The organism is Serratia fonticola (assembly GCF_001006005.1).
Classification (GTDB): domain Bacteria; phylum Pseudomonadota; class Gammaproteobacteria; order Enterobacterales; family Enterobacteriaceae; genus Chania; species Chania fonticola.
Map to the genome: position 1 here is coordinate 3315030 of NZ_CP011254.1, position 23401 is coordinate 3338430.

The window sequence follows — 23401 nt, forward strand, 5'->3', positions numbered from 1 at the left end:
AAAATTATGCCTGTGCCGCCGTTTGGCGATTGTTTTTCTGCTTCATCAATACGTTGACGGTAAAGAAGATCACGGTGCCGATCAGCAGGATGGCGGCGGAGATATAGAACCCCATCACCTTGGAGCCGGTGCTGTCGGAGATCACCCCGGTGAGGAAGGGAGCAATCACTGAAGAGGACATGCCGAAAAAGTTAAACACGCCAAAGCTGGTGCCGTAGCCTTTCTTCGGAGCGTTATCTGCCACGAAGGAGATCATGATCGGATCCACCGCCAGCTTACCGAGCAGGCCGTAAAGGATCAGGCTGACCAGCAGGGTGGTGGAGTCCGGTGAGATCACGGTGCAGACCAGCGTCACGGCGGCACAGATTTGCAAGAAGATGATCAACTGCACTTTCTTGGCGCGGAAACGGTCAGACATGCGGCTGAAGAACAGCGCCCCTGGCACGGAGGCAAAGGCCACCAGCGCGGCAGAGAAGCCGATGGCCACTCCTTCGAACCCACGTTCCTGTTGCAGGAAGGAAGGCAGCCAGGTCACGATCATGTAGTAGCCATAGCAGGTGGCGAAATACATCACGTAGGCGGAAATCATCCGCAGGCTGAACAACCCACTGGCTTCCTCGGTCTCTTCCACTGGCGTGGCCGCAGAGGCTGCCGGGCTGGCGGCCAGAGAGGCGGTGTAGGAGCCCCCCTTGATCACCAGGAAGAACACCACCGTCATTACCACCAGCAGGCCGGTGATGATAAACAGCATGATTTGCCAGTCCATCCCCATGCTTTTCACCAGCAGGCTGGAGGCGATCAGGCCAATGGCCATCCCCAGTGCGGAGCCGCTGTTGATAATGGCGGTGGCCAAACCACGGCGTTCCAGCGGAATGTTTTCTGATGACAGCGAGTATGCCGAGCCGTAGTAAGAGCCACAGCCCATCCCGGCCAGCAGGCTACCGGCGTAGATCATGGTCAGGCTGGTGGCGTTACCGATCAGCAAGGTGGCGATGATAAACAGGCAAAAGCCTGGGATCAGCACCACCTTCTTGCCGAACTTATCCACCAGGATCCCGGCGGGGATTTGCATCCCGGTATAGGCAAAGAAGTAGAAGCTGGCGATCAGGCCCATCTCGGCGTTGGAATGCGAGCCGATGGTTGCCTGGATCTCAGGGAAGATCGGTGTCAGCACCGTGCGGTAAATCCAGATCACCGCCCAGCCCAGACACAGGACCACCACGATTTTTTTCCAGTACAGCGGGTCAAACCCGGTGTTGGAAGAGGCTTTGCTGTTGCTCATAGGCGGGCTCCCTGCTCGGTATAGGCCAGTTGGTATAAGGTATGCGCCAGAATTTTCACCCCTTCGGCCAGGTCGGACAGTTCGGTTTTCTCCGCCGGGTTATGGCTGATACCGGCAATGCTTGGCACAAACATCATCACCGTCGGCACGTGCGGGGCAAAAATCTGTGAGTCATGGCCAGCACCGCTGTGGATCATGCGGTAGTTCATCTTATGGCTTTCACACAGGTGGCTGACGCAGGCCAGCAGCTGTTTGTCCATTGGGATCGGCGTTTCATCCATCCACAGGTCGATCTCGACCTCAATGCTCATTTCGGCACAGATACGCTGAATATCGGCTTCGATCTCTTGGGTAAAACGCAGCAGCGTTGCTTTGTCGGTGTGGCGGCAATCCAGGGTGAAATGAGTGAAACCAGGCACGACGTTGACGGTGTTAGGCTTGGGCTCGACCTTGCCAAAGGTCAGCACCAGCGGGTCGCCTTCCGCTTTGGCCTTGGCGATGGATTCGCAGCAGATCCGGCTGAAGGCATAAACGGTATCTTTGCGGTAACCCATTGGCGTGGTGCCCGCGTGGTTGGCCTCGCCCTTGAGTTTGATATCGTAGCGGCGCTGGCCGACGATGCTGGTGACTATGCCAATGGTTTTTCCTTCGGTCTCCAACACTTTGCCCTGCTCGATATGCAGTTCAACGAAGGCGGCGATATCTTTGCGCAGCGGTTGGTCTTGCGGGCGGAAGTCAAAGCCTGCGCTATGCATGGCGTCAACGAAATTCACGCCTTTGGCATCACAGATGCTTTTGACTTCTTCCGGGCGAGCGGAGCCGATAATGTTTTTACTGCCCCAGAAAACGTAAGGGAAACGGCTGCCTTCCTCCTCGGCCAGAGAGATGACTTCCAGCGTGCGCAATGGCGCGCCGTAGGTCTCTTTGAGATGTTTGATCGCCAGATAGGCGGCTTCGATGCCAAATTGACCATCAAGGTTGCCGCCGTTGACGACCGTATCGATGTGCGAGCCAGAAAGGATCACATGATCGGGATATTTGCTGCCCTGCAGGCGGCCGGATAAATTGCCGACGGCATCAAAAGAGGTCGCCAGACCGGCGGTTTCAAAAGCCTGCTTCAGCGCCTGTTGGGCTTCCACCCACTCAGAGGTATACAGCAAACGCGTCATGCCGCCGCTGGGAGCTGCCCCGATCTTGGATAACCAGCCAGAAGTTTCACTAATTTCTTGTTGGAAATTCTTCATATTTATCTGCCTGTTTGTAACGTCCCTGAGACATGCGCCAACTCAGCTTTGTCGGGAGGGTTGATAAGGGAAATGGCGGTGAAAATAGCTTTTCTCCGCCTGATTTAATTGATCTGACGATTAACTGGCGAACGGATCTTTATGGTCGTAGGAACGTTGGTAAATATCATCAGAAATCAGGTATTGATAAATGTCGTCAACAATATCGATGCCATTCTTTTCATTTTCTATTTCACGCATATGGCTACCCTGGCCAGGGTAGAGCACTTGTTTCACGCCAGGCGCCGGTTTGATTTCGTTCAGTTCTCTCATTACCTGGCTGATATGTTTGCGGAAGGTCACTTCGTTGGTGAAATAGCTTGGGTTGAGCACGATATGCAGTTGGCCCAATTCCCGGCCTGCGCTTAAATCGTGATACATCGAGCTGACGTGTTTGCCGAACGGCAGGCCAAGCAACACGCCGGATAGAATATCGACCATCATCATCAGGCCGTAACCTTTTGGCCCGGCGATAGGCAACAGACCGCTGACGGCGAAAGGATCGGTGGTGTTATTGCCTTCGCTGTCTACCGCCCAGGTATCCGGGATTGGCACGTTGCGTGAGCGAGCATCCAGCACCTTGCCCCAGGCTTGAACCGTAGTGGCCATATCGAAGGTCATGATGTCGTCGCCTTCGGCCGGTGCCGAGAAAGCGATAGGGTTGGTGCCGTAATAGACCTCTGCACCGCCATATGGGACGACCATCGGATCCGACTGACACACTGATATGCCAATCATGCCCGCATGGGCGGCCTGTTGCACAAAGTAAGACAGCGCGCCACTGTGGCCGATGCGGCGAACGCCTACCACCGCTACGCCGTTCTCTTTCGCCATTTCGATGGCGTGGTCCATACCCAGCTTGGCTGCGACGTGCCCGGCACCGTTGTCGCCATCAAAAACTGCGCTGCAAGGGCCGGTTTTTTCAAAGGTGAAATGCGGGTCGTTATTGGTGCCGCCTTTGCTGATGCGTTCAGAATAATATTCCACCCTCACCGCGCCGTGGGAATGGATCCCGCGCGCATCCGCATGGACCAAAACGTCCGCGACAATCCCGGCGTGTTCCTGGCTTAGGCCTGCAGAATGAATTTTATTTTGAATCAGTTGGTGCAGTTGCTGCTTAGAGACTTTCATAGACAGTCCTTTCGTTACTACGGTTTATTTAAACTATCTCTGTCTCCTACTGTATAAACATAGCAAGGGAATAATGTGATCCAGACGGCTATTGTTTTATTGGCTTAAATTTTCATTGAATGGCATTACCATTGTTAGATTATTTTTAACAAAGCGCCGTGTTTCTGATGATTGAATTTAATTAATTCCCACCGGACTTGATGATTTTTTCTAACAATGGGCAAAGTGTGATGAGACTCACCTTCGTCAACGGGTTTTATTTGTAGCTTGGCCAATAAGAATATGGGGTCTGAAATAAATAGGTTGCTAAAAATATCTGAGAACGCCCATTGCGAAGTTCACATGCTGTTTTAAGGATATCACTATGATCCATGCTTTTATAAAAAAAGGGAGCTTTCAGGATTCCGTCAGCCTGATGCTAATTTCCCGCAAGCTTAGCGAATCACCCAACGTCGAAGAAATATCGGTCATGATGGGGACACCGGCCAATAAATCCTTACTTGAAGCGACCGGTTTCTGGCATCCGCAATTCAGTGAAGCGACCCCCAATGATATTTGCGTGGCCATCAAGGCGGAGTCTGCCGATGACAGCATCACTGCACAGATCGGTGAAGCGTTAGACCTGGCGTTGAAAGCCATTGCTCAGGGGCAGCAGGGCGGAAAACGCCTGCTCAAGGCACGCAGTTGGCGCATGGCGCGACAGAAGCTGCCGGATGCCAATATGGTGCTGATTTCCATTGCAGGGGAATATGCCGCGCAACTGGCCGATCAGGCGCTGGACGATGGCTGCAACGTGATGATGTTTTCCGACAACGTCAGCGTTGAGCAGGAAGTGGCGCTAAAAACCAAGGCGCGCGACAAGGGCCTGATTGTGATGGGGCCAGACTGCGGCACGGCCAATATTGCCGGGGCACCGCTGGCCTTTGCCAACGTCGCCCCCAAAGGCATGATCGGCATCATTGGCGCCTCGGGAACGGGTATCCAGGAGCTGACCTCACAAATTACCCTGGCCGGGCAGGGTGTCTCTCATGCCATTGGCTTGGGCGGGCGTGATTTAACCGCCGAAATCGGTGGTATCAGCGCTATCACCGCACTGCGTATGTTGGCGGCCGATCCGCAAAGCCAGGTGTTGGCGTTTGTCTCCAAGCCTCCGGCCGAAGCGGTACGTCAACGGGTTATCGATGAGATGAAGACCCTTGGCAAACCGGTTGTCGCGTTGTTCCTTGGCGCCAGGAACGCACTGAAGCAGGAAGATAACATCACCTTCGCCACTACATTGGATGAGGCTGCACGCCTGGCAGCGATGTTGGCAAACGTGCAGCAAATGGCCGCACAGCAACCTGCGGTATGCGGTGGCAAAATCTCCGGTCTGTACGCCGGTGGCACGCTGGCAGCGGAATGCGCCATGTTGCTGGCCGATCGGCTGGGCGTGGAGGCCGACAGCAAGCATCAGCATGGCTCAATGCTCAATGCCGACGGGCACCGCATTATTGATATGGGGGACGATTTCTACACCCAGGGTAAACCGCACCCAATGATCGACCCGTCTACCCGTAATCAGGAAATCGCTCGCCTTGCTCAGCAGCCGCAGATTGGCGTGTTGCTGCTGGATGTGGTGATTGGCTATGGCGCCCAGGAAGATCCCGCAGATTCCTTGGCTACCGAAGTCAAACGCGTACGCGAAAAGCGTGGTGCGGCACATCCGCTGGCAGTTATCGCCACGGTGACAGGCACCGAACAAGATCCCCAGCAGCGTTCGAAACAGATTGCCACGCTCAACGAGGCGGGCATTGCCGTGATGAATTCGCTGCCTGAAGCGGTAGCGCTGGCCTGCCAGTTAATCGCCCCTCCTGCGCTGGGTACTAACGAACCCGCACCCGCCATGCTGGCCGGTGTTTCCGTGATCAATGCAGGCTTGCGTAGCTTTGCCGACGATCTGCAAACCAACGAAATTTCAGTGGTGCATTACCAATGGGCCCCGGTGGCCGGTGGTAATCAACGATTGGCTAACATACTGAAAAATTTAAAGTAAGGGATTGATATGTACGCAACTATTGAACAAGCAAACGCTGCCGTTATCGCCAGGATCCGTGAAGCCCGCCCACATTGGCAGGATGTTGATTTAGCTAAAAACCTGATCCCGCAGTTGGCACAGGGGAGAAAATTGCTGCATGCCGGCCCGCCGGTCACCTGGGCGGAAATGAGTGGCCCGGTTCGCGGTGCCTGCATTGGGGCCTGCCTGTTTGAGCAGTGGGCCGAAAGCGAGCAGCAGGCGTTGGCGCTGCTGGAAAAGGGTGAGATTGAATTCATCCCTTGCCATAACGTCAGTGCCGTTGGCCCGATGGGGGGCATCACCTCGGCCCATATGCCGCTGGTGGTGGTGAAAAACACCGTTCATGGCAACCATGCCTACTGCAACCTGAACGAAGGGATCGGTAAGGTGATGCGCTTTGGTGCCTATGGGCCAGACGTGCAGGCTCGCCTGTGCTGGATGCGTGACTCATTGGCACCGGTACTGAAAGAGGTACTGGCCACCTTTGATGAAGGGATCGATCTTACCGCCGTCATGGCTCAGGCCATCACCATGGGGGACGAGTTCCACCAGCGTAATATCGCGGCGTCGGCGCTGCTGATGCGTCTGTTAGCCCCGAAAATCAGCCTGCTTGAGCGGGACAACGTTGAGCTGGCCAAGGTCATGCAATTCCTCAGCATCACCGATCAGTTCTTCCTCAACCTGGCGATGGCCTATTGCAAGGCGGCCATGGATGCCGGGGCCGAGATTAAACAAGGCACCATCGTGACGGTGATGACCCGTAACGGCAAAAACTTTGGCATCAAGATCAGCGGCATGGGCGACCAATGGTTTACCGCGCCGGTCAATACGCCGGAAGGCCTGTTCTTCTCCGGCTATAGCCAGGCCGACGCCAACCCGGATATTGGCGATAGCGCCATTACCGAGACCTTCGGCATTGGCGGCGCGGCCATGGTCGCTGCACCAGGCGTGACCCGCTTTGTCGGTGCTGCCGGTGGCATGAGTGCCGCGACCGATATCTCCGAAGAGATGGCCGAGATTTACCTGGAACGCAACATGATGCTGCAAATCCCAACCTGGGACTTCCAAGGCGCCTGCTTGGGGCTGGATGCCCGTCGGGTGGTGGAAACCGGTATTACGCCGTTGATCAACACCGGGATTGCCCACCGTGAAGCCGGGGTTGGGCAGATTGGTGCCGGTACCGTGCGTGCTCCATTAGGCTGCTTTGAAAAAGCCATCGAAGCGCTGGCAGAAAAGCTGGGCATCAGCGCGTAACAACCGGTTCGCCCGGAGGTAACTCCGGGCTAGGGAGCAAGTTATGGACATCACCGCGTTAGCCATCAGCCGCTATGCCACGCAAGATTACGGTCCGTTACGCTGTGTGGGGCGTTTCAACAATGCCATCAACTTTCTCTCGCCCAACGATCGGTTACTGACGCTGCACCGTGAAGGACGTGGGCTTAGCCCGATGGGCTGGGAAATTGGCGACGACGACTTCGATGAAATCTTTGACAGCCTGCCTGCGGCCCAGCATTGCCAGCTTTCACCGGCGGGGATTGAGCTCGAGGACATTGCCATCTACCGCCAGGGGAGGTGTTTGGATCTCTGCCTGAAGGTGAGTGGAGAAATTGCGTTGCCGCCATTGGCTGCCGCGCTGGCCGATGTTGACGCCCAGACCGGCCTGTTTGGCCGCCTGGATAGCCTGGTTGACCAGCCGCATTGCCTGGAAATTCGCGAGCTACAGCAGCACTTTACCGCCTGGTTGTTGGGGCAGAAAGTAGACTGGAGCGCCGTGCTTGGCAAAGGCCCTGGCTTGACGCCAAGCAATGATGACACGGTGCTGGGCATGTTGTTGGCGGCTCATCTTGATAGCCGCGTGGATGTCGTAAGGTTGCCGTCCTTTTTTGCCGCCAGCCAACCTTTAAACCAGTTGACCACCTTGGTCAGCGTCCACTATTTGCAGTTTGCCGAGCAGGGGATCTTCTCCACCCCGGTACAACTTCTGGCACGCGCCTTACTCAGGCCTCAAGAATTACCCGCGGCCATCAACGACATGTTGGCAACTGGCCATTTTTCCGGTGCGGACACGCTATTGGGCGTCTGGTTGGGCGCGATGGCAATCAATCGTCTTTATTAATTTATCAGCGGAAAACCATGCCGAATGCCGTTCGGTATGGGCTGCTATTACTTGAAAATGGGTATCTGAATGGAAACTTTAGTAATTGCCTTGGGGGGCAACGCCCTGTTAAAGCGTGGCGCGGTGTTATCTGCAGAGAATCAGTACCAGAGCATTGCGTTAATTGCCGATGCCATTGGCAAGCTGGCCAAGAAATACCGCATCGCCATCGTGCACGGTAACGGCCCACAGGTGGGGCTGTTGGCGTTACAAAACCTGTCCTATCGCGATGTTCCCCCTTATCCGCTCGACATTCTGGTGGCAGAAAGCCAGGGCATGATCGGCTATATGCTGGCGCAGCAGCTAGGGGCGTTCCATCCGGCTCAGCCGGTGTCCACATTGCTGACTCGCGTCTTGGTGGACAGCGAAGATCCGGCGTATCGGGAACCCAGTAAATTTATCGGGCCGGTTTATGAGCCACAGCAGCAAGCCGAGCTGGAAAATAAGTATGGCTGGAGCATGAAGCTGGATGGGAAATACCTGCGCCGGGTGGTGCCTTCCCCTGAACCGAAAAAGATTATCGATATTGAAGCGATCAATCTGCTGCTGGCGAAAAACCACATCGTGATTTGCAACGGCGGTGGCGGCGTTCCGATGGTGGCCAGCGCACAGGGGATGGTCGGCAGCGAAGCGGTGATCGACAAGGATCTGGCCTCTGCGTTACTGGCCGAAGCCCTGGATGCCGATCACCTGGTGATCCTTACCGATGCGGATGCGGTGTATCAGCACTGGGGCACCCCGCAGCAAAAAGCCATTCGTTCGGCCACCACCCAAGAGCTGGCCCCGATGGCGGTAGCCGATGGCTCGATGGGGCCAAAAATCATGGCGGTCAGCCGCTTTGTGCAGCGTAGCGGCAAGGTGGCACATATCGGTGCCTTGCAGGATATCGAGTCGGTACTGGCAGGCACTGCGGGGACATTAATTACGCCGTAATACTGGATGGGCCGAGCGGCCCATTAACCAAGGGAAAATGAATATGCAAACTATAAAAACAGAGCGAATGCCCTATTGGATTAAAACCGTCGTGATTTTCTTTCTCGGCTGGGTCGTTATCTATGCCGGGCGTTCGGTACTTAGCCCCATCATGCCGCAGATCCAAACCGAGTTCGGGCTGTCAAAAAGCCATCTGGGCTTAATCAGCAGCCTGTTCTTTCTGACCTACACCATTTTACAGGTGCCTGCCGGACTATTGGGCGACCGTCTGGGCAGAAAACGCATTCTGGTTAGCGGCTTTATGCTGTTTGCGCTGTTTATCGCTGCCGTCAGCATCTCATCCAACTTTCTGATTTTCATCGTACTGTGGATGCTGACCGGAGCTTCGCAAGGCGTCTATTATGGCCCGCAGTATGCGCTTTCTTCCGAGGCCATCCCCAAGAAATGGATCACCTTGGGCAGTGCGGTGATCGGTAGTGGGATGTCGTTCGGTATCGCGCTGGGGTATTACCTTTCCAGCTTTATGATCGAACACTTTCATACTTCGTGGAAGATGCCGTTCCTGGCGATGGCGGTTCCGGTGTTTATTGTGGCGCTGCTGATGCTGTTTTTCATTCGGGAAAAAGCGCCGCAAAGTGCCAGCGACACTCCAGTAACGGCGGCAGCAAAGAGCGAATTCAGTTTCCTGGATCTGTTTAAAAACCGTAACCTGCTGATGGCCTACATCACCATCTTTTGCTCGATCTACGGCTTCTTCGTGATCATTACCTGGCTGCCGTATTACCTGCAAAAAGAACGCGGTATGGATATTGTGCACGCTGCTAGCATCGCCTCCATCGTACCGTGGATCTCGGTGCTCGGGACGCTGATTTGCAGCTATATCTCCGACAAGCTGGGCCGTAGAAAACCGGTGGTGCTGTTTATGCTGCCTTTCTCACTGCTGGCGATCTTCGGCATCGTCTATTCCACCAGCGAAGCGGCGTTGATTGGCGTATTGGTGCTGTATGGGTTTATCGGCAAAATCAGCCTCAACCCGGTACTGATCGCACTGGTGGCAGACAACGCACCGCGAGCCGCGCTCAGTACCGCTTTCGGGCTGTATAACTTCTTTGGTATGGCGGCGTCGATCTTTGCGCCTTACGTGACCGGCTTTATTGCCGACAGCACGGGGACGCTGAATGCGGGCTTCTATTTTGCCGCGATGATCACGGTGGTGGGCTTTATCGCTATGTTGTTCGTCAAAGAGGGGAAACCGGCGCAGGAGGCTTGATGTTGGATGCAGGGCGCAACCGTGCGGCTGCGCCCACGTTCGATTAATACAGCAGTGAATACAGCTGGCGGCGATATTTGGCGGCCAGCGCATCGCCAGTCCCCAGTGCGGCCAGGATATCCATCAAGGTCTTGCGGGCGCTACCGTTAGCCGCCGCCAAATCCTTTTTCAGATGACCCATCAGCAATTCCAGCGCCTCTTCGTTACGGCCAACCTGATGCAGTTGCAAGGCTAACTGCACGGCAAGTTCGACGTTTTCCGGCTGTTGCTGAACCTGCTGCTGCAACTGCTGAATTTCCGGCGTATCGGCGGCCTGCTTCATCAGCTCAATCTGCGCGACAAGGCCGAGGTAACGGGTATCGCGATCCTGCAATGGGATGGTCGCCAGCACCGCTTCGGCATCATCCGTCTTGTTCAGGGCGATCTGGGTTTCCGCCAACGTCAGGCCGATATCGCTGCGCTGATTGCTGAGACTCCAGGCGTCTTTCAACAAAGGCAGAGCTTCTGCAGCACGGTCTTCCTGTAACAGTTCGGTGGCTTCTGCCAGCTTGAGGTCTTCGGCTTTTGGCAGGAAACGCTGCAGGAATTCGCGGATCATCTCTTCCGGCTGCGGCCCTTGGAAACCATCAACCGGTTGACCATCCTTGAACAGATAGACGGTTGGCAGGGAACGCAGGCCAAACTGGGCGGCGATCGCCTGCTCGGCATCGCAATCCACCTTCGCCAGAACGAACTGACCCGCGTATTCCGCCGCCAGTTTATCCAGTATCGGGGTGAGCTGCAGACAGTGCTGGCTGCGATCTGACCAGAAGTAGAACAGCACCGGCTGGGACATGGACTGTTCCAGCGTTTGGTGCAGGTTAGTTTCGTTAATATCAACAACGGCTTGAGCTAGCATGGTTTCTCTCTAATCTGATCTTGCGGAGCCAATCTATTCTAAATGGGGGCAAAGCGGCGAGCTTCAACCCTTAACCCCCGTTTGCTTAACCATTACTGCGCAATAGCCAGTCCAGCGCACGGCCCGGCAGCAGGCGGCGCAGGATGCTCATGGTATGCGCCAGCAGGGTGACCGGATAGCGCAGCTTGGCTTTGGGGCTTTCCAGCGCATGGCGTAGCTTCGGTAACACCGCTTCGGCAGGCAGCGTCAACCGCTTGGCGATGCTCGGGTTGTGCACCGGTTTATCGCTTTGCGCCTGATTGACGTTCTGGGTGAAATGGGTCGTCAGCGGGCCTGGCTCGATCAGGCTGACCTGAATGCCGCTGCCGTGCAACTCCATGCGCAACGCGTCCGACCAGGCTTCCAGCGCAAATTTGCTGGCGGCATAGGCCCCACGCCCGGCGCTGGAGATTAACCCCATCACCGAACTGGTCTGAATAATGCGCCCTTCACCGTGCGGCAGCATGGCTGGCAGCAGCAACTGGGTGAGCTGGTGGGTGCCAAACAGGTTGGCGGAGAATTGCCGTTCCAGCTGTTGGCGTGAAATCGAGCTGAGCGGGCCGTAAACGCCGAAACCGGCATTGTTGAACAGACCGTACAGCCGCCCGTTGGTCAGCTCGATCACCTGTGCGGCGGCGCGTTCTACGCTGGCGCTATCGTCCAGATCCAGTTCGATGCCTTCCAGCCCGAGCTGGCGCATATTTTCCACGTCTTCCGGCTTACGGCAGGCGGCCAGCACGCGATAGCCACGGTTACGCAGATCTTGCGCTGCAATCAATCCTATCCCGCTGGAACAGCCGGTTATCAATACCGCTTTTTGCATAACTTTACCTAGTAGCTAACCCTATTCAGTTAGACTCATGTTTAACTAGTGGTTCCAACTGTTGCGCCATCCAGGTGGCGATAAACGGCTGGGCATCCTGATTGGGGTGCAAACCGTCATCCTGCATCCATTCCGGTTTGATCACCACCTGTTCCATATAAAACGGCAGCAGCGGAATGTCGAACTGCTTGGCCAACGCAGGATACAGCGCACCGAAAGCCTCGGTGTAGCGGCGGCCATAGTTTGGCGGAATATGAATTTGCATCAGCAGCGGTTTGGCCCCCGCCTGCAAAACCAGCGTGATAATCTGGTTGAGATCGCGCTCGATATCCGCAGCCGGGAAGCCGCGCAGACCATCGTTGGCACCCAGCTCGATCAGCACCCAGCGGGGTTGATGTTGTTTCAACAGCTCGGGCAAGCGTGCCAGCCCCTGAGCGGCGGTGTCACCGCTGATACTGGCATTGACCACGGTCGGGTGGCCAGGTTGTTTCTGCCACTCATCGGCCAGGCGAGTTGCCCAGGCCTGCGCTACCGGCAACCGATAGCCAGCACTTAAACTGTCGCCCAAAATCAATAAGGTATCGGCAGCGACAGCACGTAAACTGAATAATCCCAACAGCAAAAGGAAGGGAAGATGCCAGCGGAAAACGTTCTTGAAGTTCATCATCTTAGTAAACACGTTGGTCAGGGTGAGCATCAGCTTACCATCCTTACCGGAGTCGAGCTGGTTGTCAAACCCGCACAGACAATTGCGCTGATCGGCGAGTCCGGTTCAGGCAAATCGACCTTGTTGGGCATCCTTGCCGGGCTGGACGACGGCAGCGAAGGAGAAGTTAGCCTGCTGGGGGAATCGCTGACGGCGCTGGATGAAGAAGGGCGCGCTGCGCTGCGGGCTAAAAACGTCGGCTTTGTATTCCAGTCTTTCATGCTGGTCCCCACCTTGAACGCGTTGGAAAACGTACAACTCCCCGCGCTGCTGCGTGGTGAAAGCGATCGTCAAAGCCGGGACCAAGCGGTGCAACTGCTGGAACAGTTGGGGTTAGGCAAGCGTCTTAGCCACCTGCCAGCGCAACTTTCCGGTGGGGAGCAACAGCGTGTGGCGCTGGCACGGGCGTTCAGTGGCCGCCCACGGGTGCTGTTCGCCGATGAACCCACCGGCAACCTGGATCGCCAGACCGGTGAGCGCATAGCCGATCTGCTGTTCTCCCTCAACCGCGATTTCGCCACCACACTGATACTGGTCACCCATGACGAGACCCTGGCGGCTCGCTGTCAGCGGCGGCTGCGCTTGCGTGAAGGCAAGCTGTGGGAGGAAGCATGATTTGGCGTTGGTTCTGGCGTGAATGGCGTTCGCCTTCGCTGCTGATCGTCTGGCTGGCGCTGACGTTATCGGTCGCCTGCGTGTTGGCACTGGGCAGCATCAGCGATCGCATGGACAAAGGCTTGAGCCAGCAAAGCCGCGACTTTATCGCCGGGGATCGGGTATTGCGTACCGCGCGCCCGGTGCCGGAAGGCTGGCTGCTAGATGCCCAGCAACAGGGGCTGAAAGTCAGCCGCCAGCTCTCTTTTACCACCATGACCTACGCGGGGGATCGTCCGCTACTGGCCAACGTCAAGGCTACCGATGCGGCCTATCCGCTGTATGGGCAGTTGGAAACCCTGCCAGCCAATCTCAAACCTGTGCCGGGCAGCGTGTTGGTGGCTCCGCGCCTGTTGGCATTATTGGATATCAAGGTCGGCGACAATCTGGAGGTGGGGGATACCACGTTACGCATCGCCGGTGAAATCGTGCAGGAGCCGGATTCTGGCTTCAATCCGTTCCAGACTGCGCCTGGCATTATCATCAACCTGGCGGATGTGGGTAAAACCGGAGCGGTACAGCCGGGCAGCCGCCTGACCTACCGTTATATGTTTGCCGGTGCGCCAACCGATATTCAACGCTATGAAGAACGCCTCAAACCGCAGCTCAAACCCGATCAGCGCTGGTATGGGTTGGAGGAGTCCGGCAGCGCGCTAGGCAAATCGCTACAGCGTTCCCAACAGTTCCTGCTGCTTTCGGCGCTGCTTACCTTGCTGCTGTCGATCGCCGCTGTGGCGGTGGCGATGAGCCACTATTGCCGCAGCCGCTATGACCTGATTGCGGTGCTGAAAACCCTGGGCGCTGGCAGAAAGGCCCTCAGCAAGCTGATTATTGGCCAGTGGCTGGCGGTGTTACTGCTGGCGGGAACCTGCGGCAGCGTGATTGGTCTTGGGTTTGAAGCGGTGCTGATCCGCTTGCTGGCACCAGTGTTGCCGGGGGAACTCCCCGCAGCTGGGGGCTGGCCGTGGCTCTGGGCGATGGGGGCTCTGGTCATGATTTCGCTGCTGGTCGGGCTGCGTCCGTATCGGCAATTGCTGGCGACTCAGCCGCTGCGCGTACTGCGCCGGGATGTGGTAGCCAACGTCTGGCCGCTGCGTTACTTCCTGCCAGCCACTGCGGTGATTGTGGTCGGGCTGCTGACGGTATTAATGGGGGCAAGTACGCTACTGTGGGCCATTCTGGCCGGTATGGTGGTGCTGGCCTTGCTGCTGGGGGGAATAGGCTGGGGCAGCCTGTTACTGCTGCGGCGCATCACGCTGAAAAATCTGGCGCTGCGGTTGGCGGTGAATCGCCTGTTGCATCAGCCTTGGGTGACGATCAGCCAGTTAGCCGCGTTCTCACTGTCGTTTATGTTGCTGGCTCTGCTGCTGGTATTGCGTGGCGATCTGCTCGATCGTTGGCAACAGCAGTTACCGCCGGACAGCCCGAACTATTTCCTGCTGAATATGACCACGGCACAGGTTCCCCAGGTGAAAGCCTTCTTGCAACAGCATCAACTGCATGAGGAAACCTTCTATCCCATCGTACGTGTGCGCCTGTCTGAAATTAACCAGCAGGTGGCAACGGAGCGGGTGCATGAAGACGATCCCGGTGGCGAGGCGGTGAACCGTGAACTGAATCTGACCTGGCAAAGCGATCTGCCGGATCATAACCCACTGACGGCAGGCACCTGGCCACCGAAAACCGGCGAGGTCTCGATGGATGAAGGGATCGCCGGCAGGCTCAAGATCCAACTGGGCGATACTTTGACGTTCAGCGGCGATACTCAATCGTTTAGCGCCAAAGTTACCAGCCTGCGGCAGGTAGATTGGGAAAGCCTCAAGCCGAACTTCTACTTTATCTTCCCGCCGGGAGCATTGGACGGCCAGCCACAAACCTGGCTGACCAGCTTCCGCTATGACGGCGACGGCAAGGTGCTGACGCAGCTCAACCGCCAGTTCCCAACCCTGAGCCTGCTGGATATCGGTTCGATCCTCAAGCAGGTCGGCGGCGTGTTGCAGCAGGTGAGCAGGGCGCTGGAGGTGATGGTGGTGCTGGTGGTGATCTGCGGCGGTCTGCTGTTGTTGGCACAGGTACAGGTAGGGATGCGGCAGCGTAGGCAGGAACTGGTGGTCTACCGCACGCTAGGCGCTGGCAAACGCCTGCTGCGCGGTACGCTGTGGTGCGAGTTTGCGTTGCTTGGGCTGGTGGCCGGGATCGCGGCGGCGGTGGGGGCGGAAGCGGCGCTGTGGCTGTTGCAAACCAAGGTGTTCGACTTCCCGTGGGCACCTACGCCAGTGCTGTGGTGGGCGTTACCGCTGCTGAGTGCCTTGCTGCTCTCGCTGTGTGGCGGCTGGCTTGGTGTACGCCTGCTGCGCGGCCGGGCGTTGTTCCGCAGCTACGAAGGTTGACCCCTCACCCCAACCCTCTCCCACAGGGAGAGGGAGCTGATAGCCCCTGCACTTTTGGAAGTAAAGAGCTGATCAAGCAACTCGATCGTCACTTTAACCAGGATGAGCAGGGTCAATCAGCCAGTGCTGATGAAGAATAACTATCCTTTCGGCCTAACTCGATCGGTCCCCTCTCCCTGTGGGAGAGGGTTAGGGTGAGGGGTATACTCCGAGATTAAAGGCCTATCACCCTACAAGATCACCCAGCTTTTGCTGAGCCCAGGCCAAACCACTTTGGTACTCGGCAGGTAGCAGCGGCGCTAACGCCTGCAACGCCTGTTGCAAAGAGGCTGCATCAGGATCGTTGAGATTCAGGTGACCCACCTTACGTCCCTCACGCACCTCTTTCTCATACCAGTGCAAATGCACCAGCGGCAGGGCCAGCCATTGCTGATTAACTGCCGTGCCAATCAGGTTGACCATCACCGAAGGCGTATTCACCACCGGCTTAGGCAACGGCAGCCCCAGGATAGCCCGCAAATGCAGCTCAAACTGGCTGATGGAAGCGCCGTTCTGCGTCCAGTGGCCACTGTTGTGGACACGCGGAGCCAGCTCGTTGATCAATAGGCTGTCGCCGACGATAAAGCACTCCATCGCCATCACGCCCACGTAGTTCAACTCATCGAGGATCGCAGCCAACATCTGCTCGGCCTGCTGTTGCAACGCCGGGTTGGGCTGTGGCAGGGCCACGCTGGTACGCAGAATGCCTTCTTCGTGCAGGTTGTGGGTCAACGGATAGAATACCGACTGGCCATCGTGACCACGGGCACCCACCAACGACACTTCGCCAGAGAAATTAATCCCCTGCTCGACGATACATTCGCCATAGTTATCCGCCGGTAACTCCGCTTCTTGACCAGGGCGCAAACGCCACTGCCCACGGCCGTCATAACCACCCACGCGGCGTTTAACGATTGCCAACTCACCCAAGGTGGCAAACACCTGCGGCCATTCGCTAGCGTTTGCCAGCAATTGCCAAGGGGCGGTAGCAAGATGAAGCTGATCGAGCAGTTGTTTCTGTGTCAGGCGATCGGCCAAACGCGGGAAGATATCGCGGTTGACGAAGTTATTGTGAGTTGCCAACTCACGGGTCAGGGCAGTTTCTGGCCAGCGTTCGATCTCTGCGGTGATCACCGCATTTTGATAGGGAACCGCTTCCGGCTCGGCATCCAGACCGACAGGATAAACCGCAATCCCCAACGGCTCACCGGCCTGACGCAGCATACGTCCTAACTGGCCGTTACCCAGTACGCAAACTGGCTTCATGCGTCCTCCCGTGGGTCCGGGTGGTTAAGCACCTCGTCGGTCTGGGCCTGACGCCATTGCGCCAATCGCTGTGCCAGCCCGGCATCGTGCAACGCCAGAATTTGTGCTGCCAGCAACCCGGCGTTGGCCGCCCCGGCTTTACCGATGGCGAGAGTACCAACTGGAATGCCGCGTGGCATCTGCACGATGGAATACAGACTATCGACACCGCTCAATGCAGCGCTTTGTACCGGCACACCCAGCACCGGAACCAGCGTTTTAGCCGCCAACATGCCTGGCAGATGCGCAGCACCCCCGGCACCGGCGATGATCACGTCAAAACCCATGGCCTTGGCATGTTCGGCAAAGCTGAACAGTTTATCCGGCGTACGGTGGGCGGAGACAACTTCGACATGGAACGGGACATCCAGCGTGGTCAGAACTTCGGCCGCGGACTGCATAGTGGCCCAGTCACTTTTTGAACCCATTACGATTGCGATTTTAACCCCAGCGTTGGCGGCTGAAGTAGCGGTGGCTCCCATGAGTGCATGGCTCCTGTGATGTGGACAAACGTCGGCTGGCAGGCCGTATGAGGGCGTAGAGCATATCATGGGTACAGGGCGAGGAAAACGGTTGCGTCGACGGTTTTTGCCATCAAAAGCAGGAAAACGACCTAGAAGGGGAACTCGATCAGTTCGACGGCATCTGCCGTGACTTTAATCATTGAGCCTTGTGTATGCCAGGCTCCTAACACCGCGCGATGGGCTTCACCGTTTGGTAATGCCAGCGGATGGATTGCCGGGCGATGGGTGTGGCCGTGGATCATCCAGTGGACGTTGTGACGCAACATGGCCTGCTCAACGGCCTGCGGGTTGACGTCCATAATCGCGGTGGATTTGTATTGGTTGCTTTGTTGGCTGCGCGCACGCATTTTAGCGGCGATCTTCAACCGCCAGCGCAGGGGGAGCGCCAGAAAAGCACGTTGGATCCAGGTGTTATGAACTTTCTTGCGGAATTCCTGATAGGCCTGATCGTCGGTACACAGGGTATCACCGTGCAGGATCAGGATCTTACGGCCATACAGCTCGACGACCTGCTCTTCAGGTAGCAGGATCATACCGCTCTGCTTGGCAAAGCGCTTACCCAACAGGAAATCGCGGTTGCCGTGGATGAAGTAGCAGGGCACTCCGGCCTGGTGCAACGCCTTTAATGCGGCGGCAATTTCGTGATGCAACGGCTCGGGGTCGTCATCACCAATCCAGGCTTCAAACAGATCGCCCAGGATATATAACGCATCGGCGTGAACGGCTTCACGCTGCAAAAAACGCAGAAAACCGGCAGTAATTGCCGGTTCCTGTGCGCATAGATGCAGGTCTGCGATGAACAGCGTGCTCATGCAGCCGCGATTACTCGCTGACGGTAACGCTGGTGATCACTACATCTTCAACCGGTACATCCTGGTGCATGCCGCTGCGGCCAGTTTTTACCGCTTTGATCTTCTCGACCACGTCCATGCCTTCTGCTACTTCGGCAAATACGCAGTAACCCCAACCCTGGGAGTTTTCAGCGCGGAAGTTCAGGAAGTCGTTATCAACCACGTTGATGAAGAACTGGGCGGTGGCAGAGTGTGGATCGTTGGTACGAGCCATTGCCAGGGTGCCACGGGTGTTTTTCAGGCCGTTGTTAGCTTCGTTCTTGATGGTTGCTTTGGTGTCTTTCTGATGCATACCAGGTTCAAAACCACCGCCCTGAACCATAAAGCCGTTGATAACACGGTGGAAGATGGTGTTGTTGTAGAAGCCTTCACGGCAGTAGTTCAGGAAGTTTTCAACGGTAACCGGTGCCTTGTCAGCAAAGGTCTTGATAACGATATCGCCGTGATTGGTGTGGAAAGTAACCATAGTTTTAGTCCTAGCAAGATGAAATGAGCTGTCACATAGGAAGGCGTGTGAGCAATCAGACCGACTTTATAACATATCTCAATTAATCAGTCAGCAGTGGCTAGGGTGGCAGTTCCGCGGCAGAAATACACGTGTTGTAATCTTAGTCTGGATCAGGTTAATTCCGATCTCACGCAATTTTCTGCCGATCAATTCAGCAATCCTTGGGCTTGACCTTGCAATAGAGCAGCCTTCGGGTTTCAATATGCGGATATGTTTGTTATCACGCACACCACGGACAGCCCTGATGCTAAAGATATTTAATACCCTGAGTCGTCAAAAAGAGGAATTTAAGCCCATTCATGCCGGTAAAGTCGGTATGTACGTGTGCGGGGTAACCATTTATGACCTGTGTCATATCGGCCACGGGCGTACCTTTGTTGCTTTCGACGTGGTAGCGCGCTACCTGCGTTACCTCGGTTATTCGCTGAACTACGTGCGTAACGTGACCGACGTGGACGATAAAATCATCCGCCGCGCGGCAGAAAACGGCGAAACCTGCGATCAACTGACCACGCGTATGCTGGCAGAGATGCACGCCGATTTTGATTCGCTGCTGATCGAACGCCCGGATCAGGAGCCGCGAGCTACCCACCATATCGAAGAAATCATCGAGATCACCCAACGCCTGTTGGCGCGTGATCATGCCTATGTGGCCAGCAACGGTGACGTGATGTTCTCCATCGATAGCGATCCGCAATACGGCCTGCTGTCACGCCAGGATCTGGAACAACTGCAAGCCGGTGCGCGCGTAGAAATCGACGACGTGAAACGCAACCCGATGGACTTCGTGCTGTGGAAGATGTCCAAGCCGGGCGAACCAAGCTGGGAATCGCCTTGGGGCCCAGGCCGTCCAGGCTGGCATATCGAATGCTCGGCCATGAACTGCAAACAGCTTGGCGCCCATTTTGACATTCACGGCGGTGGCTCCGATCTGATGTTCCCGCACCACGAGAACGAGATTGCCCAATCCAGCTGCGCGCATGATGGCCCGTACGTCAATTACTGGATGCACTCCGGGATGGTGATGATCGACAGAGAGAAGATGTCCAAGTCATTGAACAACTTCTTTACTATCCGCGACGTGCTGGGCTACTACGACGCCGAAACCGTGCGTTACTTCCTGATGTCTGGCCACTACCGCAGCCAACTGAACTACAGCGAAGACAACCTCAAGCAGGCGCGTGCCTCGCTGGAACGTTTGTACACTGCGCTGCGTGGCACCGATGCCAATGCTCAACCCGCTGGTGGTGAAGTGTTTGAAGCTCGCTTCCGTGAAGCCATGGACGACGACTTTAACACCCCAGAAGCCTATTCCGCGTTGTTCGACTTGGCGCGTGAAGTCAATCGTCTGAAGAGCGAAGACATGGCGGCGGCGAATGGGTTGGCGGCAGAGCTGCGTAAACTGGCCAAGGTACTGGGCCTGCTGCAACAGGAGCCAGAACAGTTCCTGCAAGGTGGTGCGCAAGCGGACGACTCGGAAGTGGCAGAGATTGAAGCGTTGATCAAACAACGTAACGACGCACGTGCCGCCAAAGATTGGGCGCTGGCAGATGCCGCTCGCGATCGGTTGAACGAGATGAATATCGTGCTGGAAGATGGCCCGCAGGGGACTAGCTGGCGCCGTAAGTAAGCTAGGCTCTTGATGAGCATGAGTAGAGCTGGGCCGCTTGAGCGGCCCGGCTTTTTTAGCTTTAAAGCATAATAATTAAGATGACATTCACCACAGTTTATTAAAATGAGTTGTTAAAGGAGTTTCATGCTTAGTTGCTAATGAGTCATTGCAGACAACGAATTTTGGTTTTGAAACCAGTAGTTCCGGAAGATCTAATTGCCCATTCATCAATAAGTAATCATATAAGTCAAGCATATTATCATTAGTAGTATCAACAAGTAATCGGCCTAATGTGATATGTATAATATTTTTATGCAGTTCTTGTGGGATAGCGATGGTATCGTATACCTCCTTTCTAAAAGTCATTAGTGTTGATGATTCTCCAATTAATATCAACGTACCGTTAGAGGTTAGCAACACATCTTTAAACTTAATCTTTAGTGCTCCTATCTTATTGTAAATATTTACTATTTTTCGACAAAATAAAACCAACTCACTTTTCTTGCTGTCAAATATTGGCCTCGTATCGTTAAAAATAGTGAGAAGAGTAGAGTGCAACCTTTCTTGTGGTTCAATAGATATGAACGGAAATAGCGCAGCCAAAGCATGACAGTAATCATCAATGCTGTTGATGAAATCAAAGAATTCCTTGTCGGCATCTTTATAAAAAGGAATGCCAAGTTGACCAACATTTAAACTAATATCAATGATGTTATCATCATTTATTTGCTTAAGCCATATAGAACCTTTTTCAAGTTTTTTAAATGTGGCATTTTTAATAAAAGCATACCTCATTATCGATCCTCCTCAAAAAATTTTTGAATGACTTGGCAAGTATAAAGAATGCTTTCATTTGATAATTCGGGGTATATTGGTAATGAAAGTAGCTGCTCAGCAGCGATCTCGGATATTTTCAAACAATTACTTTTTTTACATATTAATTCGAAGGCTGGTTGATTGTGTACAGGGATAGGATAATGGATTCCAGTTTCTATTCCGTTTAGGGTTAAAAACTCTTTTAATGCATTTCTTTTTTCTGTTCTAATTGCAAAGACATGGTAGACATGCTTTGCCTCAGGTAACACGGTGCTAGTGATTACAGGGAGTCTAGATAAGTATTTTTTATATAGATTTGCTTTGTTTATTCTAGCGCTAGTCCATAATGGTAAGTGTTTTAATTTTATATCGAGGATGGCACCTTGTATTGCATCCATTCTATAGTTATAACCTTCAATGTTATGTTCGTATTTTCGAGTGCTTCCCCAGTCACGGATTAGTTTAAGTTTTTCTGCATACACTTCATTGTTTGTAACTACAGCTCCCGCCTCTCCGTAGGCACCTAAGTTTTTCCCAGGGTAAAAGCTAAAGCATGCCATGTCTCCTATAGATCCTATCCTATGCCCTTTATATTCGCTATCATGTGCTTGAGCAGCATCCTCGATAAGAACTAGTCCATGTTTACGGCTTATATTTCTGATTTTATCTATTTCACATGGGTTACCGTGTAGATGAACAACGATAATGGCTTTCGTTTTATCGGTGATCAGGCATTCTATTTTTTCATAATCTATATTCAACGTTTTATCAGAAATATCAACCAATACAGGCACTGCCCTTGATAACCTGATTGCTGCTACGGTGGCAACAAATGTGGCAGCTGTAGTGATCACTTCATCTCCTTCTTGGATACCAGCTGCGAGAAGAGCCATATGTAACGCGCTTGTTCCAGAATTACAGGCTACGGCATAGGATACATTACAAAAATTGGCAAAATTCCTCTCAAATTGAAAAACCTGTTCACCAAGACAATAATGACCACTTTTAACTACATTCAATATGGCAGTGTTAATCTCTGTTTCTATAGAGTTATATTGAGAAACCAGATCTAAATATTTAACCTTCATCTATAATACCTCCACTGTACTGACAGGAACAAAATCACCATTATTTTCTATAGACCGATCAATGCTTTCTAATAGAATTAAGATGTCCAGTGCGAACATTGCGTTATCATTTTTACAATCTCTTTTCTTTATTAGTTTCATAAAGCTATTTATTTGATTCTGTATGGCTTCTGTTTTTTTTAGATAAATCTTTTCTTTTAATAAAGGTCTGTTGTAATCAATGGTTTCTAACTTTTCTGGTATTTCATTTTTATAAATGGTGATTTTGTTTTCGGATAGGCAGTCGTCATAGAATAATGAGCCTTTAGAACCGATAATCACTGTATCCCTAAATTTACAGGGGCTTAACCAGTTAACAACAATAGATGCATTGAATCCCTCCTCATACCGTATCAATATTTGGCAAAAGGTTTCATTATAACCTGAATGACTTTTAACGCCTGAGGCCGAAACAGATAACGGACGCTTTCCAAATAAAGACTTGATAATATAAAGATCATGTATGGCCAAGTCCCAATGAACATTTACATCCTTTCTAAATCTACCAAAGTTTGAACGGTTTGATTGATATAAAATCGGATTGCCTAGATTAACTTCATCCTTAATCGCTTTACGCAGGGCTTTAACTTCGGGTGTATGTAGATATGTATGGCTTGAAAAAATTATCTTCCTATTTTTATTTGCTAAATCTATTAATTCCTTCAGTTCTTCAGAATTTGGAGTGATAGGTTTTTCAACGAAAATATGCTTATTGTTTTCTAAAGCCAACTTAGCAAGTCGGTAGTGGGTATGTGCTGGGGTGATGATGAATACAGAATCAATAGATTGATCACGAAGGATGGTTTCATAGCAATCAACTGAAATTATTTTGTCACTAATATTTTCATAAGGTGACGAAATTTTTATATTTACGTCATGAATGAATATTTTACTAATATCATTATTATTAATAGCATTGCGAATGATGTTCCGTCCCCAATACCCAGCGCCAATGATTCCTATATTCATAACACCTCCATTGTCATCAAAGTTCAATAATGC

Annotated in this window: 21 protein-coding genes; 8 read left to right on the top strand and 13 right to left on the bottom strand. The window is 53.7% G+C overall.

The window, feature by feature from the left end; genetic code table 11:
- Positions 1–4: 4 nt before the first annotated feature.
- The 3 genes from WN53_RS14680 to allD all read right to left on the bottom strand — a co-directional run bounded on the left by WN53_RS14680 (position 5) and on the right by allD (position 3696).
- Positions 5–1282, bottom strand: coding sequence for an MFS transporter (locus WN53_RS14680; protein ID WP_024486474.1), 1278 nt, complete (start codon positions 1280–1282; stop codon positions 5–7).
- Positions 1279–2526: an allantoate deiminase gene (gene allC / locus WN53_RS14685; RefSeq protein WP_024486473.1), complete on the bottom strand. Its 1248-nt coding sequence runs from the start codon at positions 2524–2526 to the stop codon at positions 1279–1281. Before allC ends, WN53_RS14680 begins: the two co-directional genes overlap by 4 nt.
- A gap of 120 nt (positions 2527–2646) precedes the next feature.
- Positions 2647–3696, bottom strand: a complete 1050-nt coding sequence (allD, locus tag WN53_RS14690; RefSeq protein ID WP_024486472.1) for an ureidoglycolate dehydrogenase — start codon at positions 3694–3696, stop codon at positions 2647–2649.
- A 364-nt stretch (positions 3697–4060) separates the two neighbouring features.
- Between allD and WN53_RS14695 the strand changes: the two genes are divergently transcribed.
- The 5 genes from WN53_RS14695 (at position 4061) to WN53_RS14715 (ending at position 10107) form a co-directional block, all read left to right on the top strand.
- Positions 4061–5728: an acyl-CoA synthetase FdrA gene (locus WN53_RS14695; RefSeq protein WP_024486471.1), complete on the top strand. Its 1668-nt coding sequence runs from the start codon at positions 4061–4063 to the stop codon at positions 5726–5728.
- A gap of 9 nt (positions 5729–5737) precedes the next feature.
- On the top strand, positions 5738–7003 hold the full coding sequence (locus WN53_RS14700) for a YlbE family protein (protein ID WP_024486470.1): 1266 nt from the start codon (positions 5738–5740) through the stop codon (positions 7001–7003).
- 43 nt (positions 7004–7046) lie between these two features.
- Entirely contained in the window at positions 7047–7865 is an 819-nt protein-coding gene (locus tag WN53_RS14705; protein WP_024486469.1) for an oxamate carbamoyltransferase subunit AllH family protein, read from the top strand.
- Positions 7866–7934: 69 nt separating this feature from the next.
- Entirely contained in the window at positions 7935–8837 is a 903-nt protein-coding gene (locus tag WN53_RS14710; RefSeq protein ID WP_046808088.1) for a carbamate kinase, read from the top strand.
- A gap of 43 nt (positions 8838–8880) precedes the next feature.
- Positions 8881–10107 (top strand): MFS transporter, encoded by a 1227-nt coding sequence (locus WN53_RS14715; protein WP_037413024.1) that lies wholly within the window; start codon positions 8881–8883, stop codon positions 10105–10107.
- 43 nt (positions 10108–10150) lie between these two features.
- Here the strand turns inward: WN53_RS14715 and WN53_RS14720 are convergent, their stop codons facing one another.
- From WN53_RS14720 to tesA, 3 genes are all read right to left on the bottom strand, one after another.
- Positions 10151–11005, bottom strand: a complete 855-nt coding sequence (locus tag WN53_RS14720; RefSeq protein ID WP_021805422.1) for a co-chaperone YbbN — start codon at positions 11003–11005, stop codon at positions 10151–10153.
- An 85-nt stretch (positions 11006–11090) separates the two neighbouring features.
- A complete protein-coding gene (locus tag WN53_RS14725) occupies positions 11091–11867 on the bottom strand; it encodes an SDR family oxidoreductase (RefSeq protein ID WP_024486095.1) in 777 nt (258 codons plus the stop codon).
- A gap of 25 nt (positions 11868–11892) precedes the next feature.
- Positions 11893–12531, bottom strand: coding sequence for a multifunctional acyl-CoA thioesterase I/protease I/lysophospholipase L1 (gene tesA / locus WN53_RS14730; RefSeq protein ID WP_161629432.1), 639 nt, complete (start codon positions 12529–12531; stop codon positions 11893–11895).
- On the opposite strand from tesA, the gene ybbA reads away from it, so the two are divergent.
- Together ybbA and ybbP are read left to right on the top strand one after the other, a co-directional pair.
- The gene (gene ybbA / locus WN53_RS14735; protein ID WP_024486093.1) at positions 12502–13188 is read left to right on the top strand and encodes a putative ABC transporter ATP-binding protein YbbA; all 687 of its coding nucleotides are present in this window, start codon (positions 12502–12504) and stop codon (positions 13186–13188) included. The two genes, tesA and ybbA, sit on opposite strands and share 30 nt — an antisense overlap.
- Complete coding sequence (gene ybbP, locus WN53_RS14740) at positions 13185–15617, top strand: putative ABC transporter permease subunit YbbP (RefSeq protein WP_024486092.1); 2433 nt, start codon at positions 13185–13187, stop codon at positions 15615–15617. Before ybbA ends, ybbP begins: the two co-directional genes overlap by 4 nt.
- 225 nt (positions 15618–15842) lie before the next feature.
- Here the strand turns inward: ybbP and purK are convergent, their stop codons facing one another.
- The 4 genes from purK to ppiB form a co-directional block, all read right to left on the bottom strand.
- Positions 15843–16922: a 5-(carboxyamino)imidazole ribonucleotide synthase gene (gene purK / locus WN53_RS14745; protein ID WP_024486091.1), complete on the bottom strand. Its 1080-nt coding sequence runs from the start codon at positions 16920–16922 to the stop codon at positions 15843–15845.
- A complete protein-coding gene (purE, locus tag WN53_RS14750) occupies positions 16919–17443 on the bottom strand; it encodes a 5-(carboxyamino)imidazole ribonucleotide mutase (RefSeq protein ID WP_024486090.1) in 525 nt (174 codons plus the stop codon). The genes purK and purE overlap by 4 nt, the downstream gene beginning before the upstream one ends.
- Positions 17444–17574: 131 nt before the next feature.
- Complete coding sequence (locus WN53_RS14755) at positions 17575–18297, bottom strand: UDP-2,3-diacylglucosamine diphosphatase (protein WP_024486089.1); 723 nt, start codon at positions 18295–18297, stop codon at positions 17575–17577.
- 10 nt (positions 18298–18307) lie between these two features.
- Positions 18308–18802 carry a peptidylprolyl isomerase B gene (gene ppiB / locus WN53_RS14760; protein ID WP_024486088.1) on the bottom strand — a complete coding sequence of 165 codons (495 nt, stop codon included), beginning with the start codon at positions 18800–18802 and terminating at the stop codon, positions 18308–18310.
- A gap of 286 nt (positions 18803–19088) precedes the next feature.
- Here ppiB and cysS point away from each other — a divergent pair, with 286 nt between their 5' ends.
- On the top strand, positions 19089–20474 hold the full coding sequence (gene cysS, locus WN53_RS14765) for a cysteine--tRNA ligase (protein WP_024486087.1): 1386 nt from the start codon (positions 19089–19091) through the stop codon (positions 20472–20474).
- A gap of 87 nt (positions 20475–20561) precedes the next feature.
- Here cysS and WN53_RS14770 read toward each other — a convergent pair whose 3' ends face one another.
- Genes WN53_RS14770 through WN53_RS14780 form a run of 3 tightly spaced genes read right to left on the bottom strand, consistent with a single transcriptional unit; the run spans position 20562 to position 23368 of the window.
- Positions 20562–21251 carry a hypothetical protein gene (locus WN53_RS14770; RefSeq protein ID WP_024486086.1) on the bottom strand — a complete coding sequence of 230 codons (690 nt, stop codon included), beginning with the start codon at positions 21249–21251 and terminating at the stop codon, positions 20562–20564.
- The gene (locus WN53_RS14775; RefSeq protein WP_024486085.1) at positions 21251–22360 is read right to left on the bottom strand and encodes a DegT/DnrJ/EryC1/StrS family aminotransferase; all 1110 of its coding nucleotides are present in this window, start codon (positions 22358–22360) and stop codon (positions 21251–21253) included. The genes WN53_RS14770 and WN53_RS14775 overlap by 1 nt, the downstream gene beginning before the upstream one ends.
- Positions 22361–23368, bottom strand: coding sequence for a Gfo/Idh/MocA family protein (locus WN53_RS14780; protein ID WP_046808090.1), 1008 nt, complete (start codon positions 23366–23368; stop codon positions 22361–22363).
- Positions 23369–23401 lie beyond the last annotated feature (33 nt).

Coding starts and splice junctions, on each gene's coding strand:
- WN53_RS14680 (WP_024486474.1), bottom strand. CDS start 1,282: ATGAGCAACAGCAAAGCCTCTTCCAACACCGGGTTTGACCCGCTGTAC.
- allC (WP_024486473.1), bottom strand. CDS start 2,526: ATGAAGAATTTCCAACAAGAAATTAGTGAAACTTCTGGCTGGTTATCC.
- allD (WP_024486472.1), bottom strand. CDS start 3,696: ATGAAAGTCTCTAAGCAGCAACTGCACCAACTGATTCAAAATAAAATT.
- WN53_RS14695 (WP_024486471.1), top strand. CDS start 4,061: ATGATCCATGCTTTTATAAAAAAAGGGAGCTTTCAGGATTCCGTCAGC.
- WN53_RS14700 (WP_024486470.1), top strand. CDS start 5,738: ATGTACGCAACTATTGAACAAGCAAACGCTGCCGTTATCGCCAGGATC.
- WN53_RS14705 (WP_024486469.1), top strand. CDS start 7,047: ATGGACATCACCGCGTTAGCCATCAGCCGCTATGCCACGCAAGATTAC.
- WN53_RS14710 (WP_046808088.1), top strand. CDS start 7,935: ATGGAAACTTTAGTAATTGCCTTGGGGGGCAACGCCCTGTTAAAGCGT.
- WN53_RS14715 (WP_037413024.1), top strand. CDS start 8,881: ATGCAAACTATAAAAACAGAGCGAATGCCCTATTGGATTAAAACCGTC.
- WN53_RS14720 (WP_021805422.1), bottom strand. CDS start 11,005: ATGCTAGCTCAAGCCGTTGTTGATATTAACGAAACTAACCTGCACCAA.
- WN53_RS14725 (WP_024486095.1), bottom strand. CDS start 11,867: ATGCAAAAAGCGGTATTGATAACCGGCTGTTCCAGCGGGATAGGATTG.
- ybbA (WP_024486093.1), top strand. CDS start 12,502: ATGCCAGCGGAAAACGTTCTTGAAGTTCATCATCTTAGTAAACACGTT.
- tesA (WP_161629432.1), bottom strand. CDS start 12,531: ATGAACTTCAAGAACGTTTTCCGCTGGCATCTTCCCTTCCTTTTGCTG.
- ybbP (WP_024486092.1), top strand. CDS start 13,185: ATGATTTGGCGTTGGTTCTGGCGTGAATGGCGTTCGCCTTCGCTGCTG.
- purK (WP_024486091.1), bottom strand. CDS start 16,922: ATGAAGCCAGTTTGCGTACTGGGTAACGGCCAGTTAGGACGTATGCTG.
- purE (WP_024486090.1), bottom strand. CDS start 17,443: ATGGGAGCCACCGCTACTTCAGCCGCCAACGCTGGGGTTAAAATCGCA.
- WN53_RS14755 (WP_024486089.1), bottom strand. CDS start 18,297: ATGAGCACGCTGTTCATCGCAGACCTGCATCTATGCGCACAGGAACCG.
- ppiB (WP_024486088.1), bottom strand. CDS start 18,802: ATGGTTACTTTCCACACCAATCACGGCGATATCGTTATCAAGACCTTT.
- cysS (WP_024486087.1), top strand. CDS start 19,089: ATGCTAAAGATATTTAATACCCTGAGTCGTCAAAAAGAGGAATTTAAG.
- WN53_RS14770 (WP_024486086.1), bottom strand. CDS start 21,251: ATGAGGTATGCTTTTATTAAAAATGCCACATTTAAAAAACTTGAAAAA.
- WN53_RS14775 (WP_024486085.1), bottom strand. CDS start 22,360: ATGAAGGTTAAATATTTAGATCTGGTTTCTCAATATAACTCTATAGAA.
- WN53_RS14780 (WP_046808090.1), bottom strand. CDS start 23,368: ATGAATATAGGAATCATTGGCGCTGGGTATTGGGGACGGAACATCATT.